This window comes from Actinomycetes bacterium, from assembly GCA_024222295.1.
In the GTDB taxonomy this organism is placed as follows: domain Bacteria; phylum Actinomycetota; class Acidimicrobiia; order Acidimicrobiales; family Microtrichaceae; genus JAAEPF01.
Map to the genome: position 1 here is coordinate 257936 of JAAEPF010000034.1, position 20267 is coordinate 278202.

Sequence of the window (20267 nt, forward strand, 5' to 3'; positions counted from 1 at the left end):
ACACTAGACGGCGCCGCCGGCGGCGACGCTCAGGTGAGGCGCTTGAAGTCCATCCCGACACCGATCGTGCCGAGGGCGACCACCAGCAGCCTGATACCGAACAGCAGGGCAATCACCCGCACCGTGGCTTCGGGCCATGCGATCGCGGCGATGCCGATTCCGATCGTGACCAGGCCGAAAACCGACACCCATGCCCAGTGCCGGAGTTCGTCGCGGCTCATGAGCCCGATGGCGGTCTGGAAAACGCCCACGACGATCAACACGATGCCGATCACCACGGCCAGCGCGCTCAGTCCTGTGCCGGGCCGCAGGATCACGATCACCCCACCCACGATGAACAGGGCACCCATCAGGTAGCCGATCCATGGCTTGGAGCGATCGGATGCCCACGCCAGCTCACTCAGGCCATTCAGGAACAGGCCGATGGCGAGCAGCACGGCGATGACACCCAGCGAGAAGTTGGTGCCGACGATCGAGCTGATGATCAGCCATGCACCGAGCCCGAGGGTCAGTACTCCGATGATGACGAGCGGAAGCCACGGGTTGGGACCGCGGACCTCCACATTCACTGGTTCCGAGGCGGTGGACATGCCCGCGACTGTAATGTCGCCGCCGTGCGGGCCGAGGGACACTGACCATGACAACCGGGTCCGGGGCAGTCGTGCACGGGGTACCCCGAGACGTGGTCGTGGGCCTCGACGAGGCGGTTTCGCACGTACAGGCGGGCGATGCAGTGCACGTGATGTGTTCCCACACCCGGTTCTCCGCGGTTGCGAGGGCACTGGTACGGCGCTGGTGGGGCCGGGATCCGCAGTGGACGCTGGTGATGCTGTCGCTATCGAGCCTTGGGGCGCTGTTCTTCCCACCCGGCGAGGGCCGGCGCGGCCTCGTGCGCAGGGTCGTCACCGGCTACTCGGGCGACGTGTTTCCCAACTTCACCCCCAACCCACGGTTCTCCCTGGCCTACATGTCCGGCGAGGTGGAGGTGGAGCACTGGTCGTTCCTGGCCTTCGCGCAGCGGATGGAGGCAGCCGCCCGGGGCCTGCCCGCTGTGGCCACCGACTCGATCGCCGGTTCGTCGATGGAGCACAACGACGGATTCGCAGTCGTGGACACGCCCTTTGGCGGGCTCGGGTTGCTCGAGGCCTACGCACCCGACATCGCGTTGGTGCACGCAGCGGTGGCGGACCGGTCGGGAAATCTGGCGTTCCACCCCCCGTTGCTCGAAGGCGCCTGGGGAGCGCTGGCGGCCCGACGGGGAGTGGTGGCTAGCGTCGAGCGGGTCGTCGATGACATCACTCCGTGGGCACACCTCGTGCGGGTGCCGTCCCACCGGGTGCTCGCAGTGGCCGAGGCTCCGATGGGGGCCCACCCGGGTGGCCTGTACGGCACGTTCACACCAGCAGAGCCGTATGCCGAGGACCTTGACCACTGGGTGGCTGCCCGAGACGCCACCCGGGGCACAGATGAAGAATGGTCCGAGTTCGTGCGCCACTGGGTGCTCGAACCTGAGACACAACAGGACTACCTCGACCGGCTCGGGGTCGAGCGGGTCGAGAGGCTCAGGGCGCGGTCGGACCGCCAGTCATGGCGGGAGGACGCGCAGGAGAACCCGCCTAACCTGTCGGCACCGCCCAACGACTGGGAGCTGGCGGCCGTGCACGGCGCCCGTGCCCTTGCCGACCGGCTCGTCGATTCCTGTGCGGATGCCGTGCTCGCCGGCGCGGGCGTGGCCAATCTGGCCACGTGGTTGGGGGTGGAGCTGGCCCGCGAACGAGGGGCGACCACGGTCCTCACCGCCGAGCTCGGCCTGCTCGGCTACGAGCCCACGCCCGCGGACCCGTTCGTGTTCAACCACCGCGCATTTCCCTCCTCCATGATGCTGGCGGATTCCGACGTGGTGCTCGGGTGTCTGGTGCCGGGCTCCGCAACGACAACCCTTGCGTGTCTGGGTGCCGCCCAGATCGATGCCCTCGGCAACATCAACTCCACGATGATCCCAGCGGCGCAGCACGATGATGGCTCCACCAGCCGGGGGGTGTTCCTGGTGGGGTCCGGGGGTGGCAACGACGTCGCGTCGACCGCGGACGATGTGGTGGTGGTCACGACGCTCACACCGAGGCGGACGGTGCAGCGGGTGCCCTACGTGACCTCTCCGGGTGCACGGGTATCGGTGATCGCAACGGAGCTGGGCGTGTTCGAGCGGCGTGCAGGTGGTTTCGAACTGGTGGGTATCCCGGCCGGGGTGGATCGCGAGGAGCACTTCGGACTCATTGCCGACAGTCTCGCCTGGCCATTGAAGGTGGCGGATGAGTGTGCAGAACTGGCGCCACCCGGGGCCGGTGAGATCGAGCGACTCCGCACCTGGGATCCGAAGGGCCTCTTCCTGCGCGCCTGAGGTCGGGTCGGTTTGGGCCGGGGCGTCGCTACCCTCGATCCATAGCGGAGAGACGAACCTGTGGAGCCGCACCGTCGGCATCCTCGATCGGAGGCAGGAGCAATGGGACGAGTCAGGCGCTCGTGGGAGTTGGCCAGGAGTTCGTGGAGTGTGATCCGTACCCGGCCCAGTCTGACCCTGTTGCCCGTGGTGTCGTTCGTCGTCACCCTTGTCGTTGCCGCGAGCTTCGCCGTGCCGGTGCTCCTCACCGCCGACACCTCCGGCGAGCAATGGTCGATGTCGGCCGTCGGGTGGGTGATCGCTGCAGTCGGCTACCTCGTGTCCGCATACGTCGTGATGTTCTTCAATACAGGGCTTGTATGTGCGGCCAATGACCACTTCGAAGGTGGGTCGCCGACCCTCGGGACCGCCATGTCAGCTGCAGGCAAGCGCGCCGGCTCGATCCTTCCGTGGGCGGTCGTGAGCGCCACGGTCTCGTTCGCCTTGCGGGCCATTCAGGAACGCCTCGGCTTCGTCGGACGGATCGTGATCGGCCTGATCGGACTGGCGTGGGCACTCGTCACGTTCCTGGTGTTGCCGATCGTGGCGCTCGAGGGCCTCAGCGTCGGCAAGGCGATCAAGCGATCGGCTGAGTTGTTCAAGCACACATGGGGTGAGAACGTGATCGCGAATGCCGGAATCGGCATCGTTTCGCTTCTCGCCGTCCTGTGCGGCCTGCCATTGCTGCTGCTCGTCCTCACCGGCTCCGCGATCCTCATGGGGGTCGGCATCGGACTCTTCGTGGTCTGGGTGGCGGTCGTTTCGGTGTTGACGAGTGCGATGACGGTCGTGCTGCAGACCGCGCTGTACCGCTATGCGAGCGGACTCGGAGTCCCTGAGGACTTCGGCCAGGTCGACTTCGCCGCTGCCTTCACTCCCAGGAAGGGTGCCGCGGCCGCCCTGTGACCCAGCGACCGCATGACCTATCCGGCCAGGCCGACCCGCCGGGCAACACCGATGCGGTCGGCCTTTCCTGACCCCAGCAGAGGCATCGAGTCGACAACGACGATTCGCTCGGGTGTCATGAACCGGGTCGCACCGCGCCTGGTGAACCAGTCGGCGCAGGTCGCGACGCTGAACTCGGGGTCATCGTCGGATGCGGAGAGCTCCACGACAGCCAGTACCCGTTCGCCCAGCCGTTCGTCGGGCTCGCCGAGCACCACGGCGTTCAGTACGGCCGGGTGTGCGACCAGGTGTGCCTCGACCTCTGCGGCGTCGATGTTCTCCCCGCCGCGGATGATCACGTTGCCCAGCCGCCCCGTGATCGTGAGCCGACCCTTGTCGTCGATCAACCCGATGTCCCCGGTGCGGAACCAGTCGCCCGTCGAGTCCGATGTGGTCGCGGCATCGTTGAGGGTGGCGTCGGTGTAGCCGCTGAACAGTTCCGGGCCACACAGCTGCACCTCTCCCGGCTCCCCGGCTGCGGTGGAGGAACCCGAGGTGGGTTCGGCGGTGCGGATCGCGACCACTCCGGTGGGTCGCCCGTCGGTGTGCGCGCGCGTCCAGGCGTCGTCGTCGGGCCGCGCAGAGGTCACCGTTGGGGCTTCGCTCGAGCCGTAGCTGCGCTTCACCTCGGCGCCGAACACTTCGGAGGTGTGTTCCACGAACTCCGGTGTGACACCGGCGCCCCCGATTGACAGCAGCCGCAGGGACCGCACGCGCTCCGCGCTGAACCCGTCGGCGTGTTCCAGCCCGATGAAGAACGTGGGCGGTCCTACCATGAAGGTGATCCGGTGGGCCGCGATCAGGTCGAGCGCCCTCGCCGGATCCCATTTCTGCATCAGGACCGTCGTCATCGAGGCCGCCGAGGGCACGAGGATGCCGTTGAGCAGCCCCGACACGTGAGCCAGAGGTGCGGGCATCAGCACTGCGTCGGCACTGGTGAGGCCGTGGACCCCGACCATCGAGCGGGCCTTGTACGCGAGCGAGCCATGGGTGTGCATCACTCCCTTCGGCTTGCCGCTGAAGCCCGATGTATGGATCACCACGGCCACGTCCGAGGCAGAAGGCTGACCTTTGCTGCCGACCCCCGGCCCTGGCCGCTCGAAGGTCTCCTCCCCATCGGCCGTCAGCAGAATCCGGGGTGCGAGATCATCGACCGCAGCGCTGATGGCAGCTTCGCCGGCCAGCGGGTGAAGGGGGGCAGCGACTGCGCCCAGTCTCCAGCACGCCCGGTACAGCAACACCGAGTCCGCGACATTGGGCAACTGCCATGCCACGACGTCGCCGACGGTTGCTCCGGCCTGCTCGAGGTGTTGCGCCCATCGTCGGACGTCCCGACCCTGGGCCGCACCGTCGAGTTCGTGTTGGTCGTCCACCAGGGCCCGGAGGCCACCGGGGCTGTTGGCACGGTCGGGCGGGTCGCACAGCTCGTCGAGTGTGCCCGTGCCGTGAAGCGGCCCCCCGGGCTCGGTCCACCGCTCGAGCGCACGTGGCTGCCAGGTCGGTTCCATCAGCCGCTCAGTCGAAGCGCTGTGCGATCCAGCCGGGCGATGACGTCGTTCGGCCGCGCGCGACGTTGGACCCCACGAAGTTCAGCTGAGCCTCGATAGTGCCCGCACCGATGCACAGGCCCCGGATGTCGCGGTAGGCGCGTTCGAGCGGGTACTCGGCGCTGTACCCGTAGCCGCCCAGGAGCTGCATCGATTCGTCGCATACGGACTTGGCTGCCCGATTGGCGGCGGCCTTTGCCATGGCGGTCTCGAGTGCCGGTGGAGTCCCGCCATCGCCGGCCAGGTGCACGGCGCGGCGCAGCAGCAGGCGTGCGGATTCGAGTTCGATCGACATGTCGGCCAGCTTCCACTGCAGCCCCTGGCGCGATGCGAGTGCCTCGCCGCCGATCACGCGGTCGTTGAGGTGCCGGGTGGCGTACTCGAGCGCGCCCTGGGCGGCACCCACGCACATCGAGGCGTTGCCACAGCGCTCGTGGTTGAGGTGGCCGAGCAAGACCTTGAATGCCTCGGCGTCGTCAGGGTTGCCCTCGATCAACACGTCGTCGGCGCTGATGGCCACGTCGTCGAAGGCGATCTCGGCCTCCGTCGCGGCGTGGACCCCCATCGACGAGTGCACGCCGGCTAGCGCAACACCCTCTCGGTCCATGGGCACGATCACTGCGCCGATGCCCTTTGCTCCCGAGCCCCCGGGCCAACGGCACCAAACGAGCACTCCGTGGGCCACATGGCCGAGTGTCGAGTAGTTCTTGTAGCCGTTGAGCCTCCAGCCGCCGGATGCCAGGTCCTCGACGAGGTTCGTCCGCATCTCCTGTACGGCCGACCCGGCGTCGGGTTCGGTGATGCCGATGGAGATCAGTGCCTCGCCGGCGGCGACCTTCGGCAGCCAGCGATCCTTGAGCGCCTCCGAACCGAGGTGCGAGATGCCTCGCGGCGGTCCGTTGTAGGTGAGTTGGCACCAGATGGCGGTGGACACATCGGCCCGGGCGATCTCCTCGAGCACTATCGAGGCCTCGACGTCGCCGTAGCCGAACCCGCCATGGGCCTCACCGACGGTGACCCTCAGGAGGTCGGCTGCGGCGAGCGCCTTGGCTGCCTCGTGCGGCGGATCACCGGTGCGGTCTCCCGCCGCTGCCCGGGGTGCGACCTCGCGCTCGGCCAGATCGCGGGCGAGCTGGCGCAAAGAGGACTGGTCCTCGGTCTCCTCGAACGGGTCGCGACCCAGCGCTGCACCCACGTCGGTGCTACTCCGAACCCTCGGCGTCGGGCTTGCGGCGAACGATGAGGGTGAAGCGGTCGGTCACGACCGGTTCGCCGTCGTCGTCGCGCCAGTCGGTCTCGCGCACGTAGAACTCCATGACCGCCGAGGAGGTCGCCTTCTCGTACACCTCGGAGATTCGGCCCGTGCCGGTGAGAGTTTCGCCGACCCTCGGTGGCCGGGTGATGTCGAAGGCCTGTTCGCCGTGCAGGATCATCCGCCCCTTGCCGCGGAGCTTGTCCATCGGCAGGCCCGCTGCTCCACCGGTTCCCATCGAACCCCAGTAGCTCATCACGAACGGCCAGGTCGGTGGGGTGGGGGCGCCGTTGCCGGTGTAGGTGTCCGGATCGTCGAGAACCGCCTCGGCAAAGGCCCGCACCGGACCCTGCTCGATCGTGATCGTCTGACTCCCCAGGTCGGTGCCCTCGAGTTCGGTCAACGCCATTGGATGCTCCCGCGCGCCACGTGTCACCGGGTGGCGGCACTGACACGGCCGTCAGGTTAGACGACCGACGCAACACCCGAGTGGCCGCTCCCGTCGTTGCAGAGAGCCCCCTCGGGGCTACCGTGCGGCGCATGGAAAAGGCGCGCACCCCAGACGAGCGATTCGAGAACCTGCCGGGCTACGACTACGAGCCCAACTACCTCGAGATCCCCGACGGCGACGGCGGCGAGCTGCGGGTTCACTACCTGGACGAAGGCCTGCGCTCGGGTGAAGTGGTTCTGCTCATGCACGGCGAACCGAGCTGGTCCTACCTGTACCGCACCATGATTCCGATCCTGGTCGAGGCGGGCTACAGGGTCGTCGTGCCCGACCTCGTCGGATTCGGTCGCTCCGACAAGCCGACCGATCAGTCCGACTACACCTATGCCCGCCATGTGGCCTGGATGCGATCGGTGCTCTTCGACCACCTCAACCTGGAGGGCATCTCGATGTTCTGCCAGGACTGGGGTGGGCTGATCGGCCTGCGATTGGTGGCGGAGTCGCCCGATCGGTTCGACCGTGTGTGCGTCGCCAACACGGGGATGCCCATTGGCGAGGGGGCCACGGATGCCTTCGTCATGTGGCGCGATTTCGCCACCACGACACCGGACTTCGATGCGGGCGGCATCCTGCAGATGGCCACGGTCAACGAGATGCCCGACGACGTGGTCGCGGCCTACAACGCCCCCTTCCCGGACGAGTCCTACAAGGCAGGGGCGAGGATCTTCCCGGCGCTCGTTCCCGCTGAAGAGGACAATCCAGCGGTACCCGACACGGTTGCCGCATGGGAAGTGCTGAAGAAGTTCGACAAGCCGTTTCTCGTTGCGTTCAGTGACTCCGACCCCATTACGGGCGGAGGCGACAGGGTGTTCCACAACCTCGTGCCGGGCACGAAGGGACAACCTCACACCACCATCGAGGGCGGAGGCCACTTCCTGCAGGAGGACCAGGGCGCCACGATCGCCCGCAAGCTCGTGGAGTGGTTCGGCACCACCTGAGCCCCGCGATGACCTGACACACATGTCAGCAAACGCGGGTAAAGTCGCCCGCCATGGGCATCCTGGATGGACGTGTGGCGGTCGTGACGGGCTCCGGGCGCGGGTTGGGGCGCGAGTTCGCGCTCGCCCTCGCGCGGGAGGGCGCGGCGGTGGTGGTCAACGACGTCGGAGTCTCACTCGGCGGTGACGACACCGGCGAGGACCCAGCGGCGAAGGTGGTCGCCGAGATCGAGGAAATCGGTTCGCGTGCCGTGGCCGCACGGGATTCGGTGGCCGACTTCGACGGTGCCGAGCGGATAGTCGCCGCCGCCACCGACGCGTTCGGCCAGATCGACATCGTTGTCAACAACGCGGGCATCGTGCGCGACCGCACGCTGGTCAAGATGGCCGAGGAGGACTTCGATGCCGTCGTGGGTACGCACATGAAGGGCACCTTCAATATGGCCCGCCACGCCGCGCCCATCATGAAGGAGGCCGGCCACGGACGCATCATCAACATCACGTCGTCGGCCGGCCTGAGGGGCAACTTCGGCCAGACCAACTACGGCGCGGCGAAGGCCGGGATCATGGGGATGACCTTCGTGTGGGCGCTGGAGTTGGCGAAGTACGGCGTCACGGTCAACGCGCTGGCGCCCGCCGGAATCACCCGCATGACATCGAAGCTGTCCGAGGACGGCGAGCCCGAGGAGGTGCCACCGACCCTCGATCCCTCGCTGAACGCTCCGCTCGTCGCCTACCTCGCATCCGACCGGGCGGCCGGGGTGAACGGCCAGGTGTTCGGACGTACCGACTTCAGCTACACGTTGTTCCAGCACCCCAAGCCGATTGCGTGGATGCACCGCGACGGCGGCTGGGACGTGGAGTCGGTGGCGGAGCAGTTCGACACGATGCTCGGCCAGCACATGCAGCAGGTCGGAATGGTGATGCCCAAGGGGCTCAGCCAGGACACGGCGCGCGGCTGATGCGCGGGGGAGTGCCTGGCCCGCGCACGGTGCCGGCGACGGTCTGTAGTGTGCCGCTCATCGGCACCGCAGGTGAGGTGGAGCAATGACCGACGACTTCCGCGACGAGTTCCCGAGCATGAGCGAGGCATTCCCGGCAGCCACCGACTCGCTGTCCGGCTACCTGGCAGACCTGGAGGACCTTCCGGCGCTCGACAACAAGACCAAGGAACTGGTGCGCCTGGCGTGCACGACGAGCCTCCGGCACGGGCCGGGCGTGCGGCGCCACGCGATGCTCGCCGCCGAGTTCGGCGCGAGATGGGAAGAGGTACTCGGCGTGCTGATGCTCACGCAGCCGAGCTTCGGACTGGTGCCCGCCCGCGAGATGCTGCCGTTTGCCCGCGAGGGTTACGAGGCGGGCGGAACCGGGTCCTGACCACGTCATGTCGGAGCGACGATGAACGCTGACGCCACAGCGGACGCCGGCGACGAGACCCCGTTCCGCGTGATGCCTGCGGTCACGGTCGACAACGAGCACTTCTGGCGTGGCGGTGCGGAGGGTGAGCTTCGGATCCTGCGCTGTGCGCGTTGCGCCTACTGGATCCATCCGCCTGCGCCCATCTGCCCTGAGTGCCTCGGCCGGGACGTGTCACCCGAGGCGGTGTCCGGGGAGGCCACCGTGCTCAGCTACACGGTCAACCACCAGCTCTGGTACCCCAACCTCGATCCGCCGTACGCGGTTGCGATCGTGCAGCTGCCCGAACAGGCGGACCTGCGGCTCACCACGAACATCGTGAACTGCGAGCCCTCCGAGGTGGACTTCGACATGACGGTGAAGGTCACCTTCCTCGAGTACCCCGACAGCCGCGGCAACGTGTGGCTGCCGATGTTCGAACCCGCAGGCGAGAAAGACGAAGGCCCCGGGTCATGAACGCCACCCCACCGCCAGAGGTAGGTGAGCGCAGGGCTGTCATCACCGGCGTGGGGCAGTCCAACGTGGGGCGCCGCATCTACGAAGACCCGCTCGCCATGACCATCGACGCAACCCTCGAGGCAGTGGAACATGCGGGTCTCTCGCTCGCCGACATCGACGGCATCTCGACATACCCGGGCAACATGAACACGCCGCCCGGGTTCTCCGGCGTCGGAGTCGTGGAGCTCCAGGACGCACTTCGTCTCGAACTCGACTGGTTCAGCGGCGGGCTGGAACTCCCGGGCCAGCTCGGAGCCGTTGCCAACGCTGTCGCAGCCGTGTCGACCGGGCTGGCCAACAATGTCGTGTGCTTCCGCACGGTGTGGGAGGCATCAGCGCAGGGTGACAAGGGTCGGGCGTCGGTGACCATGGGTGGAGGTGGCGGTACGTACCGCGCCCAGGGGTTCCTGCAGTGGACGCTGCCCTTCGGCGCCGCGTCGGCTGCCAACTGGATCGCCATGATGGCCAACCTGCACTTCCACAACCACGGCACCACCCGCGAACAGCTGGCCTGGATCGCACTCAACGCCCGACGCAACGCGCAGCTCAACCCCAAGGCCATCTACACAGACGAGATGACCCTCGATGACTACATGTCGGTGCGGATGATCTCGGAGCCGTTGTGTCTCTATGACTGTGACGTTCCGGCCGACGGTTCGACGGCAATCGTGGTGTCACGCGCCGAGTCGGCCGAGGGTCGATCGAGGGCACCGGTGCGCATCGAAGCGGTGGGCACGGCGCTGCGTGGCCGGCCGAGTTGGGACCAGTTCGACGACCTCACCACGATGGCCTTGCGCGACGCCTCGGCCATGATGTGGGAGCGCACCGACCTCACGCCTGGCGACGTCGACGTGGCGGAGCTGTACGACGGGTTCAGCTTCATCACACTTGCCTGGTTGGAGGCCCTCGGGTTCTGTGCGCACGGCGAGGGAGGTCAGTTCATCGACGGTGGGGAACGCATCGCCCGCGAGGCCTGCGGCTCCTCTGGTGGGGTGGCTCTCAACACCCACGGCGGCCAGCTCTCGGCAGGCCGGCTGCACGGATTCGGATTCCTGCACGAGGCATGCCTGCAGCTCTGGGGCGAGGCGGGCGAGCGCCAGTGCCGCCGCCCGGATGGGGGCACCCCCGAGGTGGGCATCGCCGCGGCCGGCGGTGGTCCGCTGGCATCCTCGTTCCTGCTCACCAGCTGACTGCCCGCGGCCCGCTCCTCAGGTGAGGTCCCAGACCATCTGGCCTTCGGTTTCGCCACACAGGACCTGGTCGGCGGTCTGCTTCTCGATGTGGCCGACGAGCCCCATGTAGGTCCCGTAGCCCACGAGTTCCCGGAGGCGCGGCTCGAAGGTGCGTACGAGGTCGATTGGGAGGCCGAGTTGCTGGTTCTCCTGCTGGCGTACCCAGCCTGCGCAGTAGTTCATCGCGATGCCGATGCGGTCGGCCCCGGTGTCGTTGGCTCCGCCGCCATGCCACATCCGGCCATGCCAGACCAGCACGTCGCCCTTGGACATCTCGGCCGGCACCGTGTCGTACGACTGGCCGAACTCGGGCTTGTCGCCCTTGTGCGACCCGGGCACGATCCGGGTCGCACCGTTGGCGTCGGTGAACTCGGTCAGCGCCCACATGGAGTTGCACACGACCGGCGGTTCCGGCTGCGCAACCGGAAGCACCTGGTCGTCGGAGTGGATCGGCTGCGCCGTCTGGCCGGGCTGGATGCGGATCGAAGACAGGCTCGAGAGGAGGCATCCGGGGCCGAGTACGCCGTCGACCACCTCGAGCAGCCGGGGCTGCACGGGCACGCGCTGCCACATCTCGCCGTGGCGAAGCAGGTTGTAGACGCGAAGCGTGTGTGTGCCCTCGAAGTCGTTGGTGGCGGCCGCCGTGGCGAGCTCGGCCTCCACGCGGGCCAGGTCAGCTGCGTACTCGTCGGCCTGGGCGGCAGTGAGCACGCCTCGAAGCACGGTGTAGCCAACGTCGCGGATCTCCTCGAGGTGCTGCTCTGCGGTCTCAGTCATGCGCTCGGTCGTCTCCGTCGTGTGGGACCGTGATCACGATCTTGCCGGTGTTGGCACCGGTGAACATGGCGTTGAGCGCCTCGACGCCCCGTTCGAGACCCTCGAACCGCTCGGTGCGCACCACGATCTGGCCGGACTCGTGCCAGGCCCTCAGCTCCTCGCCGATCTCGGGAAACCTGGGCACCTCGTCGAAGGCCAGGAAGCCTTTCATCGTGGCTCGTTGCTGGATCAGTTTCACGTAGTTGGACGGCCCGGGCGGAAGGTCGCTGTCGTCGTAGCTGGAGATGTGGCCGCAGAGAACGACCCGGGCATGCATCGCCAGTCGGGCCATCACCGCGTCGAGTACGTCGCCTCCGACGTTGTCGAAGAACACGTCGACGCGCTGCGGCGCCAGTTCCTTGAGCTTCGCGACGATGTCGTCGGTGCGGTGGTTGATTGCACCGTCGAGGCCCAGATCGTCGGTCAACCAGCCGCATTTCTCGTCGGTGCCGGCGATGCCGATGACCCGTGCACCCTTCAGCTTGGCGATCTGCGCCGCGGCTGCTCCAGTAGCGCCGGCGGCGGCGGAGACGACGACCGTTTCACCCTCGGCGACTTCGGCCACCTCGAGCATTCCGATGTACGCGGTGCACCCGGTCGAGCCGTAGAGGCCGAGGAAGGCTTCGAGGTCGTACCCGGGGTCGGGGGCGGAAACGAATGTCGAGAAGAAGTCGTCGCGGATGACGCTGTGGTCCTCCCACCCGCCCAGCGTGGTGATGATGTCGCCAATGGCGTACCGGTCACACTTGGTGGCCACGACCCGGCCGATCGTGGAGCAGCGAACCACGTCACCCAACTCCACCGGTGGCAGGTACCCGGATCCCTCACCCAGCCACGAGCGAACCGACGCATCGATGCCGATCACCTCGTTGCGCAGCAGCGCCTCGCCGTCAGCCAGCTCCGGCATCGGCTCGGTCACGAGCTCAACGTCGTCTTCGGCCACCAAGCCGTCGGGCCGTTTGCGCAGCAGTACCCGTTGCGTGGTCGAAGGCACGGTGGGTGGTTCGCTCATGGACGGATCCTTGCTCGTTGCGCACTGCTTCGCCGCACACCGTTGCACATCAGCGGCGGTCCCTGAGCACGGTTCTGTCGCACGGTCTAACCTGACGCCCGTGTCAGTTCCAGATCGGCGGGTCAGCACCCCTGGCATGCCTGGCCTCGGCCCATGAAGCTCACCTGGGATGCCGAGGTGGAGCGGTTCCGCTCCGAACTGCTCGCCTTCCTCGATTCGCACGCGCCACCCGAAGCAGCCGGCGGCAGGGACTGGATCGGTACTGAGGCCGGCGACCTCCCCCAGTGGGCGGTGGACTGGCAGGCCACGTTGTTCGACAACGGCTGGATGATCCCGCCCTACCCGCCGGAGCATGGCGGACGAAACGCCACACCGCTTCAGACACTCGTGTTCCAGGAGGAGATGGGCCGCCGCGGGATCCCGCGATCTGTGCACTTCGGCGGATATGCGATCGTCGGGCCTTCGCTGCTCGAGTTCGGCAACGACGCGCAGAAGGCGCTCGCGCCCGCCGCGATCCGCGGCGACACGGTCTGGTGCGTGGGCATGTCCGAGCCCAATGCGGGCAGTGACCTCGCAGCCTTGTCCACCCGGGCCGTGGCCGATGGCGACACGTTCGTCGTGAGCGGTCAGAAGGTGTGGACCAGCTACGCGTCCATCGCTTCCAAGTGCTTCTGCTACGTGCGCACCGACCCCGAGGCCCGAAAGCACAAGGGCATATCGGTGCTCATCATCGACATGGACACGCCCGGCATCGAGGTGCGCCCGCTGCGCCACATCACGGGATCTGCCGAGTTCGCCGAAGTGTTCTTCGACGATGTCGTCGTGCCGGCGGAGAACCTCGTCGGAGAGCTCAACGGGGGCTGGCGCATAACCATGGGCTCGCTCGCTCACGAACGGGGCGGATTGTGGGTGGAGGGGGTCACTTCCGCCCAACGAGGCATCGATGACCTCGTGGCGATGTCCAAGCGGCTGGGGCGTGATTCCGACCCGGTCATCCGGCGCCGCATAGCCGAGCTGCACGAGGAGGTCCGCTCGTTGCGGGCGATGGGCTACAAGGGCTTCGCGAGCTTCGCCCAGGGGTCCTCGGCCCCGGAGCACAGCTTCATGAAGCTCGCCAGCTCCGAACTGCGCCAGCGCATCTACGAGTTGGGCATGGACCTGCAGGGCCCGTACGCAACCGTGACCGATCCGGCGTTCTCCGAGGAAAAGGGCCGCTGGCAGCATTCGTGGCAGATCAGCCTCGCCGCCACGATCGGCGGAGGCACCTCCGAGATCCAGCGCAACATCGTCGCCGGGCAGGTCCTTGGCCTGCCCAGGGGATAGCGGCGCCGTGGACTTCAGCCTCACCGACGAACAGCAGCTGCTCGCCGACACCGCCCGCTCGCTGTTCGAAGCCGAGTTCCCGTCGTCGTTGCTGCGCGAAGCCGTCTATGACCCCACCCCAGATGGCCCGCATGCGATGGCGAAGGCGTTCGACGCCCACCTGCGCGGCTGGTTCGCCCTGGGCGACGAGTCGGTGGTCGACCAGTGCCTGTTCATCACAGAGGCCGGTGCGGCCGTGCTCGGCGGGCCGCTGTGGTCCTCCAGCGCCCTGGCGCTGCCGGTGCTTCGCGCAGTGGAAGCCGGCGGTGCAAGCGGCGAAACGGCGGATGCGGTCGCGGCGGGGGAGCTGACCGCGACGGTCGCAATCGCAGGGCGTGACGGTGTATGGGCCCCGAATGCAGAGCCGGTCAAGTGCCTCGTGCCCGACGCAGGTGTGGTCGACCGCATCGTGGTGGTCCGATCGGGTCACGGGGGTGAAGTACGCGTAGCCGTGGTGGGTGCCGGCGAGGTGCAGGCGGTTCCTGTGGCGGCGCTCGACCGTTCGAGGCCGTTGTTCGACGTGGCCGTCGGCGAAGGGCCCCCAGGAGAGGTCGTCGACCAGGGTGCCCTGGCCGGTGCGCTGGAGCGCTCCACGGTCACACTGGCCGCAGAGCTGGTTGGCGTGGCGCGCTGGCTGCGCGAGGCCACTGTGTCCTACGTGTCCGAGCGCGAGCAGTTCGGTGTGCCGGTCGGTTCGTTCCAGGGCCTGCAGTGGAAGCTGGTGGACGCTGCGCTGGCGCACGAACGGGCTGCCGCAGCAGTCGCCTATGCGGCCATGTGCATCGACGCGGACGACCCGGACCGTCACGACGCGGTCCACGTGGCCAAGGCCTCGGCGGGGTCCGCAGCGCGGGCCTGGTCAACCGAGGGGCTGCAGGCCCATGGCGGAATCGGCTACACGTGGGAGCACGACCTGCACCTACGACTTCGCCGGGCCTACGGCTCGGACCACATTCTCGGCGACGCCGACTGGCACCGTGACAGGATCGCGGACCTGATCTTCTAGCGCCGACGAAACAACCCACAAGGCAAGGACAAGACAGAGCAATGGCTGAAACAGACCCGGTCTCACTCGACAACAAGGTGGTCATCATCACCGGTGCCGGTGGGGGCCTCGGCCGCTGCCACGCGCTGCTCATGGCACAGCGCGGGGCGCGCATCGTCGTCAACGACCTTGGCGGCACGGCCGACGGGCAGGGCTCCGATGAGAGCGCTGCCAACAAGGTCGTGGCCGAGATCGAGTCAGCTGGCGGCGTGGCCGTGGCCAACCACGATTCCGTCGCCACAGCCGATGGCGGCGAGGCGATCGTGCAGGCGGCCCTCGACGCATACGGCCAGGTCGACGTGGTCGTCAACAACGCAGGGATCCTGCGTGACATGTCATTCGCGAAGATGACGCCCGAGGCGATCGACGGCGTTGTCGACGTGCACCTCAAGGGGGCCTTCTTCGTGAGCCGCCCCGCCTACGCGGCCATGAAGGAGCAGGGATACGGCCGGTTCATACACACCACCTCCGCGGCCGGGCTGTTCGGGAACTTCGGCCAGACCAACTACGCGGCAGCCAAGATGGGCCTCGTGGGGCTGTCCAACGTCATCGCGGTCGAGGGCAAGAAGTACAACATCAACTCCAACGTGATCGCCCCGTTGGCCAAGACCCGCATGACCGAGGAACTGATGGGGCCCATGGCGGATTCGGTGCAACCCGAGCAGGTGTCGGGCCTGGTCACCTACCTGGCGTCGGAGCAGTGTGAGCTCAGCCACGAGGTGTTCAGCGTCGGTGGCGGCCGCATTGCCAGGGTATTCGTGGGCCTGGGCCCCGGCTGGTTCGGTGGCAAGGGGCACGTGCCCACGCCGGAGGACGTCGTGGATAACCTCGACGCGATCAGGGCCACCGAGCCCTGCGTCATCCCCGATGACGCTTCCGGCGAGATGATGGCTGCCCGCGAGATCTTCTCGTGAACCTGCCGGTTGAGCCACAGTTCACACCGCCAGGCACGACAGACCGATTCAGACTGACGCACGTGTCAACTACAGTGCGGAATTCGAAGTGACCCAGGGGGTACCGCCATGGCCGAGCAGGCACTCAAGTTCGACGATGTGAGCGAGGGCGACGAGGCGCCCGAGTTCAGCCACAAGCTGGACCGTACCGACCTCGTGAAGTACGCCGGCGCCTCCGGTGACTTCAACCCCATGCACCACGATGACACCAAGGCCGAGGCAGCGGGCCTTCCGAGCGTGTTCGGTCACGGCATGTTCTCCATGGGCATCCTCGGAAAGGCGCTCACCGACTACGTGGGTGTGGGCAACCTGCGCAGCTACTCGGTGCGGTTCACCAAGCAGACCTGGCCCGACGAGGTGCTCACGACCAAGGTCGTCGTCACCGCCAAGCGCGAGGACGGCGGCGAGAAGCTCGTCGACTTCGACTGCTCCCTCGCCAACGCCGACGGCGAGGTGAAGGTGCAGGGCACCGCCACCGCCGCAGCCGACTGACGACACCGCCTGGGCGGGGGACTCCATGACGATCCACGTCGACAAGAACCCGGAGATCGACGGCGAGGTGATCGAGCACGCGATGCTCATCACGATCGACCGCCCCGAGACGCGCAACGCCCTCGACATGTTCCACTTCCGCGACCTTGCCGGCGCGTGGAAGGAACTCCGCTACGACGACGACATCTGGCTCGCCATCGTGACGGGCGTTCCGGGCAACTTCATGTCGGGTGCGGACCTCAAGACTTACATTCCCCAGGTCACCGAGCTGGCCCAGGAGATCGGCAAGGGCGAAGTCACCGAGATCGACGGCTGCCGGCTGAGCGATGGCACGCGCGCCGTGTTGCGCGACACCAGGATCTACAAGCCGATCATCGCCGCGGTCGACGGCCCGTGTGTGGCCGGTGGGATGGAGATGCTCGGCGGAGTCGACATCAGGGTCGCCACACCCAACGCGAGCTTCGGGGTGATGGAGCCCAAGCGCGGCCTGTTCGCCGGCGGCGGCACCACCGCCCGGCTCCCACGCCAGATCCCGTTCCCCGCCGCCATGGAGTTCCTCCTCACCGCGGAGGCCTTCCCGGCGGAGCGTGCACTCGAGTTGGGGCTCATCAACGAGATCGTGGACGCCGTGCACCTGATGCCGACCGCTGCCGGCTGGGCACGACGGATCCTCGCCAACGGCCCGCTCGCCGTACAGGCCACCAAGGAGTCCGTCATCCGTGGGTCGGCCACCACCCTCGAGGAGGCCTACGAGATCGAGGCCGACCTGTCCAAGGTGGTGTTCGCCTCCGAGGACGCAAAGGAAGGCCCGGCCGCCTTCAAGGACAAGCGCGACCCGGTCTGGAAGGCGAAGTAGCCGCAGCGATGGCAGTCGACCCCAGGGTTCCCTGCATCATCGGGGTCGCTCAGCGCACATGGCACCTCGACGGCGAGGAGCAGGCTCCGGAGCCGCTGGCGATGCAGGCCGAGGTCGTGTCTGCCGCGATGGCAGACGCGCAGGCCACCGGCGACCTGGCCGCCGCCGTGGACGGCCTCGACGTAGTGCACTGCATGACCTGGCCCTACGACGATCCCGCTGGCCGGCTGGCCGATACGGTCGGCATCAACCCGGCCAGGCTCAACAACGCCGGCATGGGTGGCACCATGGGTCAGCAACTCCTAGGCGCTGCCGCGGACCGCATCTCGACGGGGGAGTCGGAGCTACAGGTCGTGGCGGGGGCCGAGGCGCTCGACACCAAGCGGCGCCTGAAGAAGGCGGGCGAGCGCCCGTCGTGGTCACACCGGCACCCCGAGCCGCCGGGCATGCCCTTCGAAGCGCCGTTTCACCCCACCGAGATCGCACACGAGGTGTTCCAGGCCTGGCTCACCTTCGCCGTTCGCGACATCGCCCGCAGGGCTGCACTGGGCACGCCGCCCCGGGATCACCGACAGGCGCTGGGCGAGCTGCTGGCTCCCATGACCGAGGTGGCAGCTGCCAACCCGTATGCCTGGTTCCCCCGGGAGCGAAGCGCCTCCGAGTTGATCACCCCCACCGCTGGCAACCGCATGGTCGGCTACCCCTACACCAAGACGATGGTTGCGGTGATGGACGTCGACATGGCGGCGGCAGCTGTCATTTCATCGTGGCAGGAGGCGGACCGCCTCGGCGTGCCACTGGATCGCCGGGTGCCGCTGCGCGGCTGGTGCCACGCGACCGATTCCACCTACGTGGCCGAGCATCCCGACCTTGCCCGGTCACCGGCGATGGCGGCGGCATCCGCCGAGGCGCTGCGAGTGGCCGACTGTGCTGTCGATGACCTCGCGTACCTCGACCTCTACTCATGCTTCGCTTCATCGGTCGACTTCGCCCGTGACGCGCTGGGACTGGCCGCTGACGACCCACGGGGGTTCACCGTGACCGGCGGCCTTCCCTATTGCGGTGGCCCGGCATCGAACTACATGTCCCATGCGGTTTGCACCATGGTCGACCGACTCCGGAACGATCCCGGGTCACTCGGTCTGGTCAGCGGTGTCGGAATGCACATGACCAAGCACACTTGGGCGGTCTATGGAGGCGATCCGTGCAGCGCGGGTGCCCCCGGTGCCGATGACGTGCAGCCGCGCCTGGATGCTGCCAATCCCGACCTCACGATCGCCGACACGGCTCAGGGCGCTGCCACCCTGGCCGCATACTCGGTGGTGCACGGCCGCGACGGCGAGGCTGCCTGGGGACTGGGCGTCGTAGACCTGCCCGACGGGTCACGCGCGTATGCCCGCACGGAGGACGCATCGCTGATGGCCGACTGGGAGGCCCGCGAGTGCGTGGGTGACGAACTGGAGCTGCGTGCCGACGGATCGGTCAACAGGATCGCTACCTGAGCAGGGTGCGGGGGTTCGGCGCGTGCCTGCGGCCGTGCGGCGATACTGGGTCGACAGACCCGGACGGAGCGGAGGCAAGTGACCACAACGCGGACGAGGGCAGTCGTGGCTGCAGCCACCGTCGCCGCAATGTTGGTGCTGGGCGCACTACTGGCGGTCGGCATCGCACGCAGCAGTGGCAGCGACGGATCCGCGAACCCCCCGGCTGCCAGCACCGGTGCAGCGGGCCTTGTCGAGGTGCAGCCCCGGTTCGAACCCGGGGGAATCGATGGCGGCTACGCGGCCAGCGCGATCGGGACCGTGGCCGGGTCGGAATGCTCGGTGTTTCCCGCCGACAACGTGTGGCATTCGGTGATCGACGGGCCCGACGTGCCGACCGTGCCTGCCGACGATCCCGCAGCGGTCCTGTTGGCCGGAGCCACAGGTCCGGCCCGCGCGACGTTCCGACCGGACAGGGGCGAAGGCCTCAACCTGGTGCCCGCGGCCAACAGTTCGGTGCAACCGATTTCGGTGGCGTCCAACTGGCTGCTGTCATCCAACCTCGGCAGCGCACGGGCCTCGGACGCGAACCGGGTCACGATGGGCCCGGCCGCGACACCCCAGCTGTGGCTGGACCTGGAAGCGCCGGCGCCCGGGGAGCTGCAGTGGACGAACCAGTCACTCGATCCACGCACGGACAACCGGCTGTACGTGCTCGACACCGAAGCGTGTGTGGCATCGGAGTTCATCGGCTTCAGCGGATTGCTTCTGCGCTCCGGCGGCGGGATGACGGCCAACCGTTCGAGCCAGTTCGACCTGCGCAGCAACAACCGCCGCGCCAGTCGCTGGTGGGGCGAGGGACCCTGCCCTGACATCCCGCTCAACCCCCACTTCGATCCCGGTTGCGATGGTTCGACCGAGAAGCGTGGCTCGGCGCGTGGCGGCTCGGGGCTCTCGGGAGTCGGCGGTCTCGTGCGGTTCGAGGAGATCGAGAGTGCCGCCGGAATCGACCACGCGATCGGCGTCGTGCTGCCGCGCAACGTGATCGGAGCGGAACCGGTGTGGCCGGCAACGGAGAGCGATGGCCTCGGTGAGCCGGGCACCTTCGCCGAGGCCCCTGAGGGTGCCGGTCCGATCCCGATGGGGGCCCGACTCCGTCTGCGTTCGGACTTCGCCCTCGACTGCCCGGAACAGGAGTGTCCGCAGGCCACGGAGGTGGTGCGGGCCCTGAAGCGGCACGGGATGATCGTGGTGGACTCGATGGGCCCGGTGGACACCCTGGCGCAGGCCGGAGTTCACATCCTCGGTGAGATGTCGCCCGGTTGGGACGGCGTCGACCTGCGCCGCATCGAGTGGCGAGCCGACGGCACCGAGGCGATGCGCCTGTCGGACTTCGAGCTCATCGATGCCCGGGACATGCGGGCACGGCCCGAGGCCGGGCCCCAGGATGACGGCTGGCTCCAGGTCCGCTGAGAGC

At 67.8% G+C, this 20267-nt stretch carries 20 protein-coding genes; 14 read left to right on the forward strand and 6 right to left on the reverse strand.

Going from position 1 to position 20267, the window contains the following annotated elements; all coding sequences use genetic code 11:
* Window positions 1-29: 29 nt before the first annotated feature.
* Window positions 30-590 carry a hypothetical protein gene (locus GY812_13815; protein ID MCP4436558.1) on the reverse strand — a complete coding sequence of 187 codons (561 nt, stop codon included), beginning with the start codon at window positions 588-590 and terminating at the stop codon, window positions 30-32.
* A gap of 47 nt (window positions 591-637) precedes the next feature.
* Between GY812_13815 and GY812_13820 the strand changes: the two genes are divergently transcribed.
* Together GY812_13820 and GY812_13825 are read left to right on the forward strand one after the other, a co-directional pair.
* Window positions 638-2398 carry a hypothetical protein gene (locus tag GY812_13820; GenBank protein MCP4436559.1) on the forward strand — a complete coding sequence of 587 codons (1761 nt, stop codon included), beginning with the start codon at window positions 638-640 and terminating at the stop codon, window positions 2396-2398.
* Between the two features lie 186 nt (window positions 2399-2584).
* Window positions 2585-3343: a hypothetical protein gene (locus GY812_13825; GenBank protein ID MCP4436560.1), complete on the forward strand. Its 759-nt coding sequence runs from the start codon at window positions 2585-2587 to the stop codon at window positions 3341-3343.
* Window positions 3344-3360: 17 nt separating this feature from the next.
* On the opposite strand, the gene GY812_13830 is transcribed toward GY812_13825, so the two are convergent.
* The 3 genes from GY812_13830 to GY812_13840 are packed head-to-tail and all read right to left on the reverse strand — an operon-like array spanning window position 3361 to window position 6590.
* On the reverse strand, window positions 3361-4890 hold the full coding sequence (locus tag GY812_13830) for a cyclohexanecarboxylate-CoA ligase (protein ID MCP4436561.1): 1530 nt from the start codon (window positions 4888-4890) through the stop codon (window positions 3361-3363).
* Window positions 4891-4897: 7 nt separating this feature from the next.
* A complete protein-coding gene (locus GY812_13835) occupies window positions 4898-6124 on the reverse strand; it encodes a butyryl-CoA dehydrogenase (protein MCP4436562.1) in 1227 nt (408 codons plus the stop codon).
* A gap of 7 nt (window positions 6125-6131) precedes the next feature.
* The gene (locus GY812_13840) at window positions 6132-6590 is read right to left on the reverse strand and encodes a MaoC family dehydratase (protein ID MCP4436563.1); all 459 of its coding nucleotides are present in this window, start codon (window positions 6588-6590) and stop codon (window positions 6132-6134) included.
* Window positions 6591-6721: 131 nt separating this feature from the next.
* Between GY812_13840 and GY812_13845 the strand changes: the two genes are divergently transcribed.
* The 5 genes from GY812_13845 (at window position 6722) to GY812_13865 (ending at window position 10731) form a co-directional block, all read left to right on the forward strand.
* Window positions 6722-7627, forward strand: coding sequence for a haloalkane dehalogenase (locus GY812_13845; GenBank protein ID MCP4436564.1), 906 nt, complete (start codon window positions 6722-6724; stop codon window positions 7625-7627).
* A gap of 53 nt (window positions 7628-7680) precedes the next feature.
* A complete protein-coding gene (locus GY812_13850) occupies window positions 7681-8589 on the forward strand; it encodes an SDR family NAD(P)-dependent oxidoreductase (protein MCP4436565.1) in 909 nt (302 codons plus the stop codon).
* 85 nt (window positions 8590-8674) lie between these two features.
* A complete protein-coding gene (locus tag GY812_13855; GenBank protein ID MCP4436566.1) occupies window positions 8675-9004 on the forward strand; it encodes a hypothetical protein in 330 nt (109 codons plus the stop codon).
* A 21-nt stretch (window positions 9005-9025) separates the two neighbouring features.
* Entirely contained in the window at window positions 9026-9499 is a 474-nt protein-coding gene (locus GY812_13860; protein MCP4436567.1) for a DNA-binding protein, read from the forward strand.
* The gene (locus GY812_13865; protein MCP4436568.1) at window positions 9496-10731 is read left to right on the forward strand and encodes a thiolase family protein; all 1236 of its coding nucleotides are present in this window, start codon (window positions 9496-9498) and stop codon (window positions 10729-10731) included. The genes GY812_13860 and GY812_13865 overlap by 4 nt, the downstream gene beginning before the upstream one ends.
* A gap of 18 nt (window positions 10732-10749) precedes the next feature.
* Here GY812_13865 and GY812_13870 read toward each other — a convergent pair whose 3' ends face one another.
* Together GY812_13870 and GY812_13875 are read right to left on the reverse strand one after the other, a co-directional pair.
* On the reverse strand, window positions 10750-11550 hold the full coding sequence (locus GY812_13870; GenBank protein MCP4436569.1) for a phytanoyl-CoA dioxygenase: 801 nt from the start codon (window positions 11548-11550) through the stop codon (window positions 10750-10752).
* A complete protein-coding gene (locus GY812_13875; GenBank protein ID MCP4436570.1) occupies window positions 11543-12601 on the reverse strand; it encodes an NADP-dependent oxidoreductase in 1059 nt (352 codons plus the stop codon). The genes GY812_13870 and GY812_13875 overlap by 8 nt, the downstream gene beginning before the upstream one ends.
* Window positions 12602-12754: 153 nt before the next feature.
* On the opposite strand from GY812_13875, the gene GY812_13880 reads away from it, so the two are divergent.
* The 7 genes from GY812_13880 (at window position 12755) to GY812_13910 (ending at window position 20263) form a co-directional block, all read left to right on the forward strand.
* Window positions 12755-13924, forward strand: coding sequence for an acyl-CoA dehydrogenase (locus GY812_13880; GenBank protein ID MCP4436571.1), 1170 nt, complete (start codon window positions 12755-12757; stop codon window positions 13922-13924).
* 7 nt (window positions 13925-13931) lie between these two features.
* Complete coding sequence (locus tag GY812_13885; protein MCP4436572.1) at window positions 13932-14969, forward strand: hypothetical protein; 1038 nt, start codon at window positions 13932-13934, stop codon at window positions 14967-14969.
* Window positions 14970-15010: 41 nt separating this feature from the next.
* Window positions 15011-15922, forward strand: coding sequence for an SDR family oxidoreductase (locus GY812_13890; GenBank protein MCP4436573.1), 912 nt, complete (start codon window positions 15011-15013; stop codon window positions 15920-15922).
* A gap of 108 nt (window positions 15923-16030) precedes the next feature.
* The gene (locus tag GY812_13895) at window positions 16031-16453 is read left to right on the forward strand and encodes a dehydratase (GenBank protein MCP4436574.1); all 423 of its coding nucleotides are present in this window, start codon (window positions 16031-16033) and stop codon (window positions 16451-16453) included.
* Between the two features lie 25 nt (window positions 16454-16478).
* Window positions 16479-17309 (forward strand): carnitinyl-CoA dehydratase, encoded by an 831-nt coding sequence (locus GY812_13900; GenBank protein MCP4436575.1) that lies wholly within the window; start codon window positions 16479-16481, stop codon window positions 17307-17309.
* An 8-nt stretch (window positions 17310-17317) separates the two neighbouring features.
* Window positions 17318-18811 (forward strand): acetyl-CoA synthetase, encoded by a 1494-nt coding sequence (locus tag GY812_13905; protein ID MCP4436576.1) that lies wholly within the window; start codon window positions 17318-17320, stop codon window positions 18809-18811.
* A 105-nt stretch (window positions 18812-18916) separates the two neighbouring features.
* Entirely contained in the window at window positions 18917-20263 is a 1347-nt protein-coding gene (locus tag GY812_13910; protein ID MCP4436577.1) for a hypothetical protein, read from the forward strand.
* Window positions 20264-20267: the final 4 nt, after the last annotated feature.

What these genes read in the sequence shown, in the direction of transcription:
- GY812_13850 (MCP4436565.1), top strand. Translation starts at nt 7,681, where the DNA reads ATGGGCATCCTGGATGGACGTGTGGCGGTCGTGACGGGCTCCGGGCGC.
- GY812_13880 (MCP4436571.1), top strand. Translation starts at nt 12,755, where the DNA reads ATGAAGCTCACCTGGGATGCCGAGGTGGAGCGGTTCCGCTCCGAACTG.
- GY812_13840 (MCP4436563.1), bottom strand. Translation starts at nt 6,590, where the DNA reads ATGGCGTTGACCGAACTCGAGGGCACCGACCTGGGGAGTCAGACGATC.
- GY812_13820 (MCP4436559.1), top strand. Translation starts at nt 638, where the DNA reads ATGACAACCGGGTCCGGGGCAGTCGTGCACGGGGTACCCCGAGACGTG.
- GY812_13870 (MCP4436569.1), bottom strand. Translation starts at nt 11,550, where the DNA reads ATGACTGAGACCGCAGAGCAGCACCTCGAGGAGATCCGCGACGTTGGC.
- GY812_13865 (MCP4436568.1), top strand. Translation starts at nt 9,496, where the DNA reads ATGAACGCCACCCCACCGCCAGAGGTAGGTGAGCGCAGGGCTGTCATC.
- GY812_13855 (MCP4436566.1), top strand. Translation starts at nt 8,675, where the DNA reads ATGACCGACGACTTCCGCGACGAGTTCCCGAGCATGAGCGAGGCATTC.
- GY812_13905 (MCP4436576.1), top strand. Translation starts at nt 17,318, where the DNA reads ATGGCAGTCGACCCCAGGGTTCCCTGCATCATCGGGGTCGCTCAGCGC.
- GY812_13860 (MCP4436567.1), top strand. Translation starts at nt 9,026, where the DNA reads ATGAACGCTGACGCCACAGCGGACGCCGGCGACGAGACCCCGTTCCGC.
- GY812_13875 (MCP4436570.1), bottom strand. Translation starts at nt 12,601, where the DNA reads ATGAGCGAACCACCCACCGTGCCTTCGACCACGCAACGGGTACTGCTG.
- GY812_13895 (MCP4436574.1), top strand. Translation starts at nt 16,031, where the DNA reads ATGGCCGAGCAGGCACTCAAGTTCGACGATGTGAGCGAGGGCGACGAG.
- GY812_13845 (MCP4436564.1), top strand. Translation starts at nt 6,722, where the DNA reads ATGGAAAAGGCGCGCACCCCAGACGAGCGATTCGAGAACCTGCCGGGC.
- GY812_13830 (MCP4436561.1), bottom strand. Translation starts at nt 4,890, where the DNA reads ATGGAACCGACCTGGCAGCCACGTGCGCTCGAGCGGTGGACCGAGCCC.
- GY812_13900 (MCP4436575.1), top strand. Translation starts at nt 16,479, where the DNA reads ATGACGATCCACGTCGACAAGAACCCGGAGATCGACGGCGAGGTGATC.
- GY812_13890 (MCP4436573.1), top strand. Translation starts at nt 15,011, where the DNA reads ATGGCTGAAACAGACCCGGTCTCACTCGACAACAAGGTGGTCATCATC.
- GY812_13815 (MCP4436558.1), bottom strand. Translation starts at nt 590, where the DNA reads ATGTCCACCGCCTCGGAACCAGTGAATGTGGAGGTCCGCGGTCCCAAC.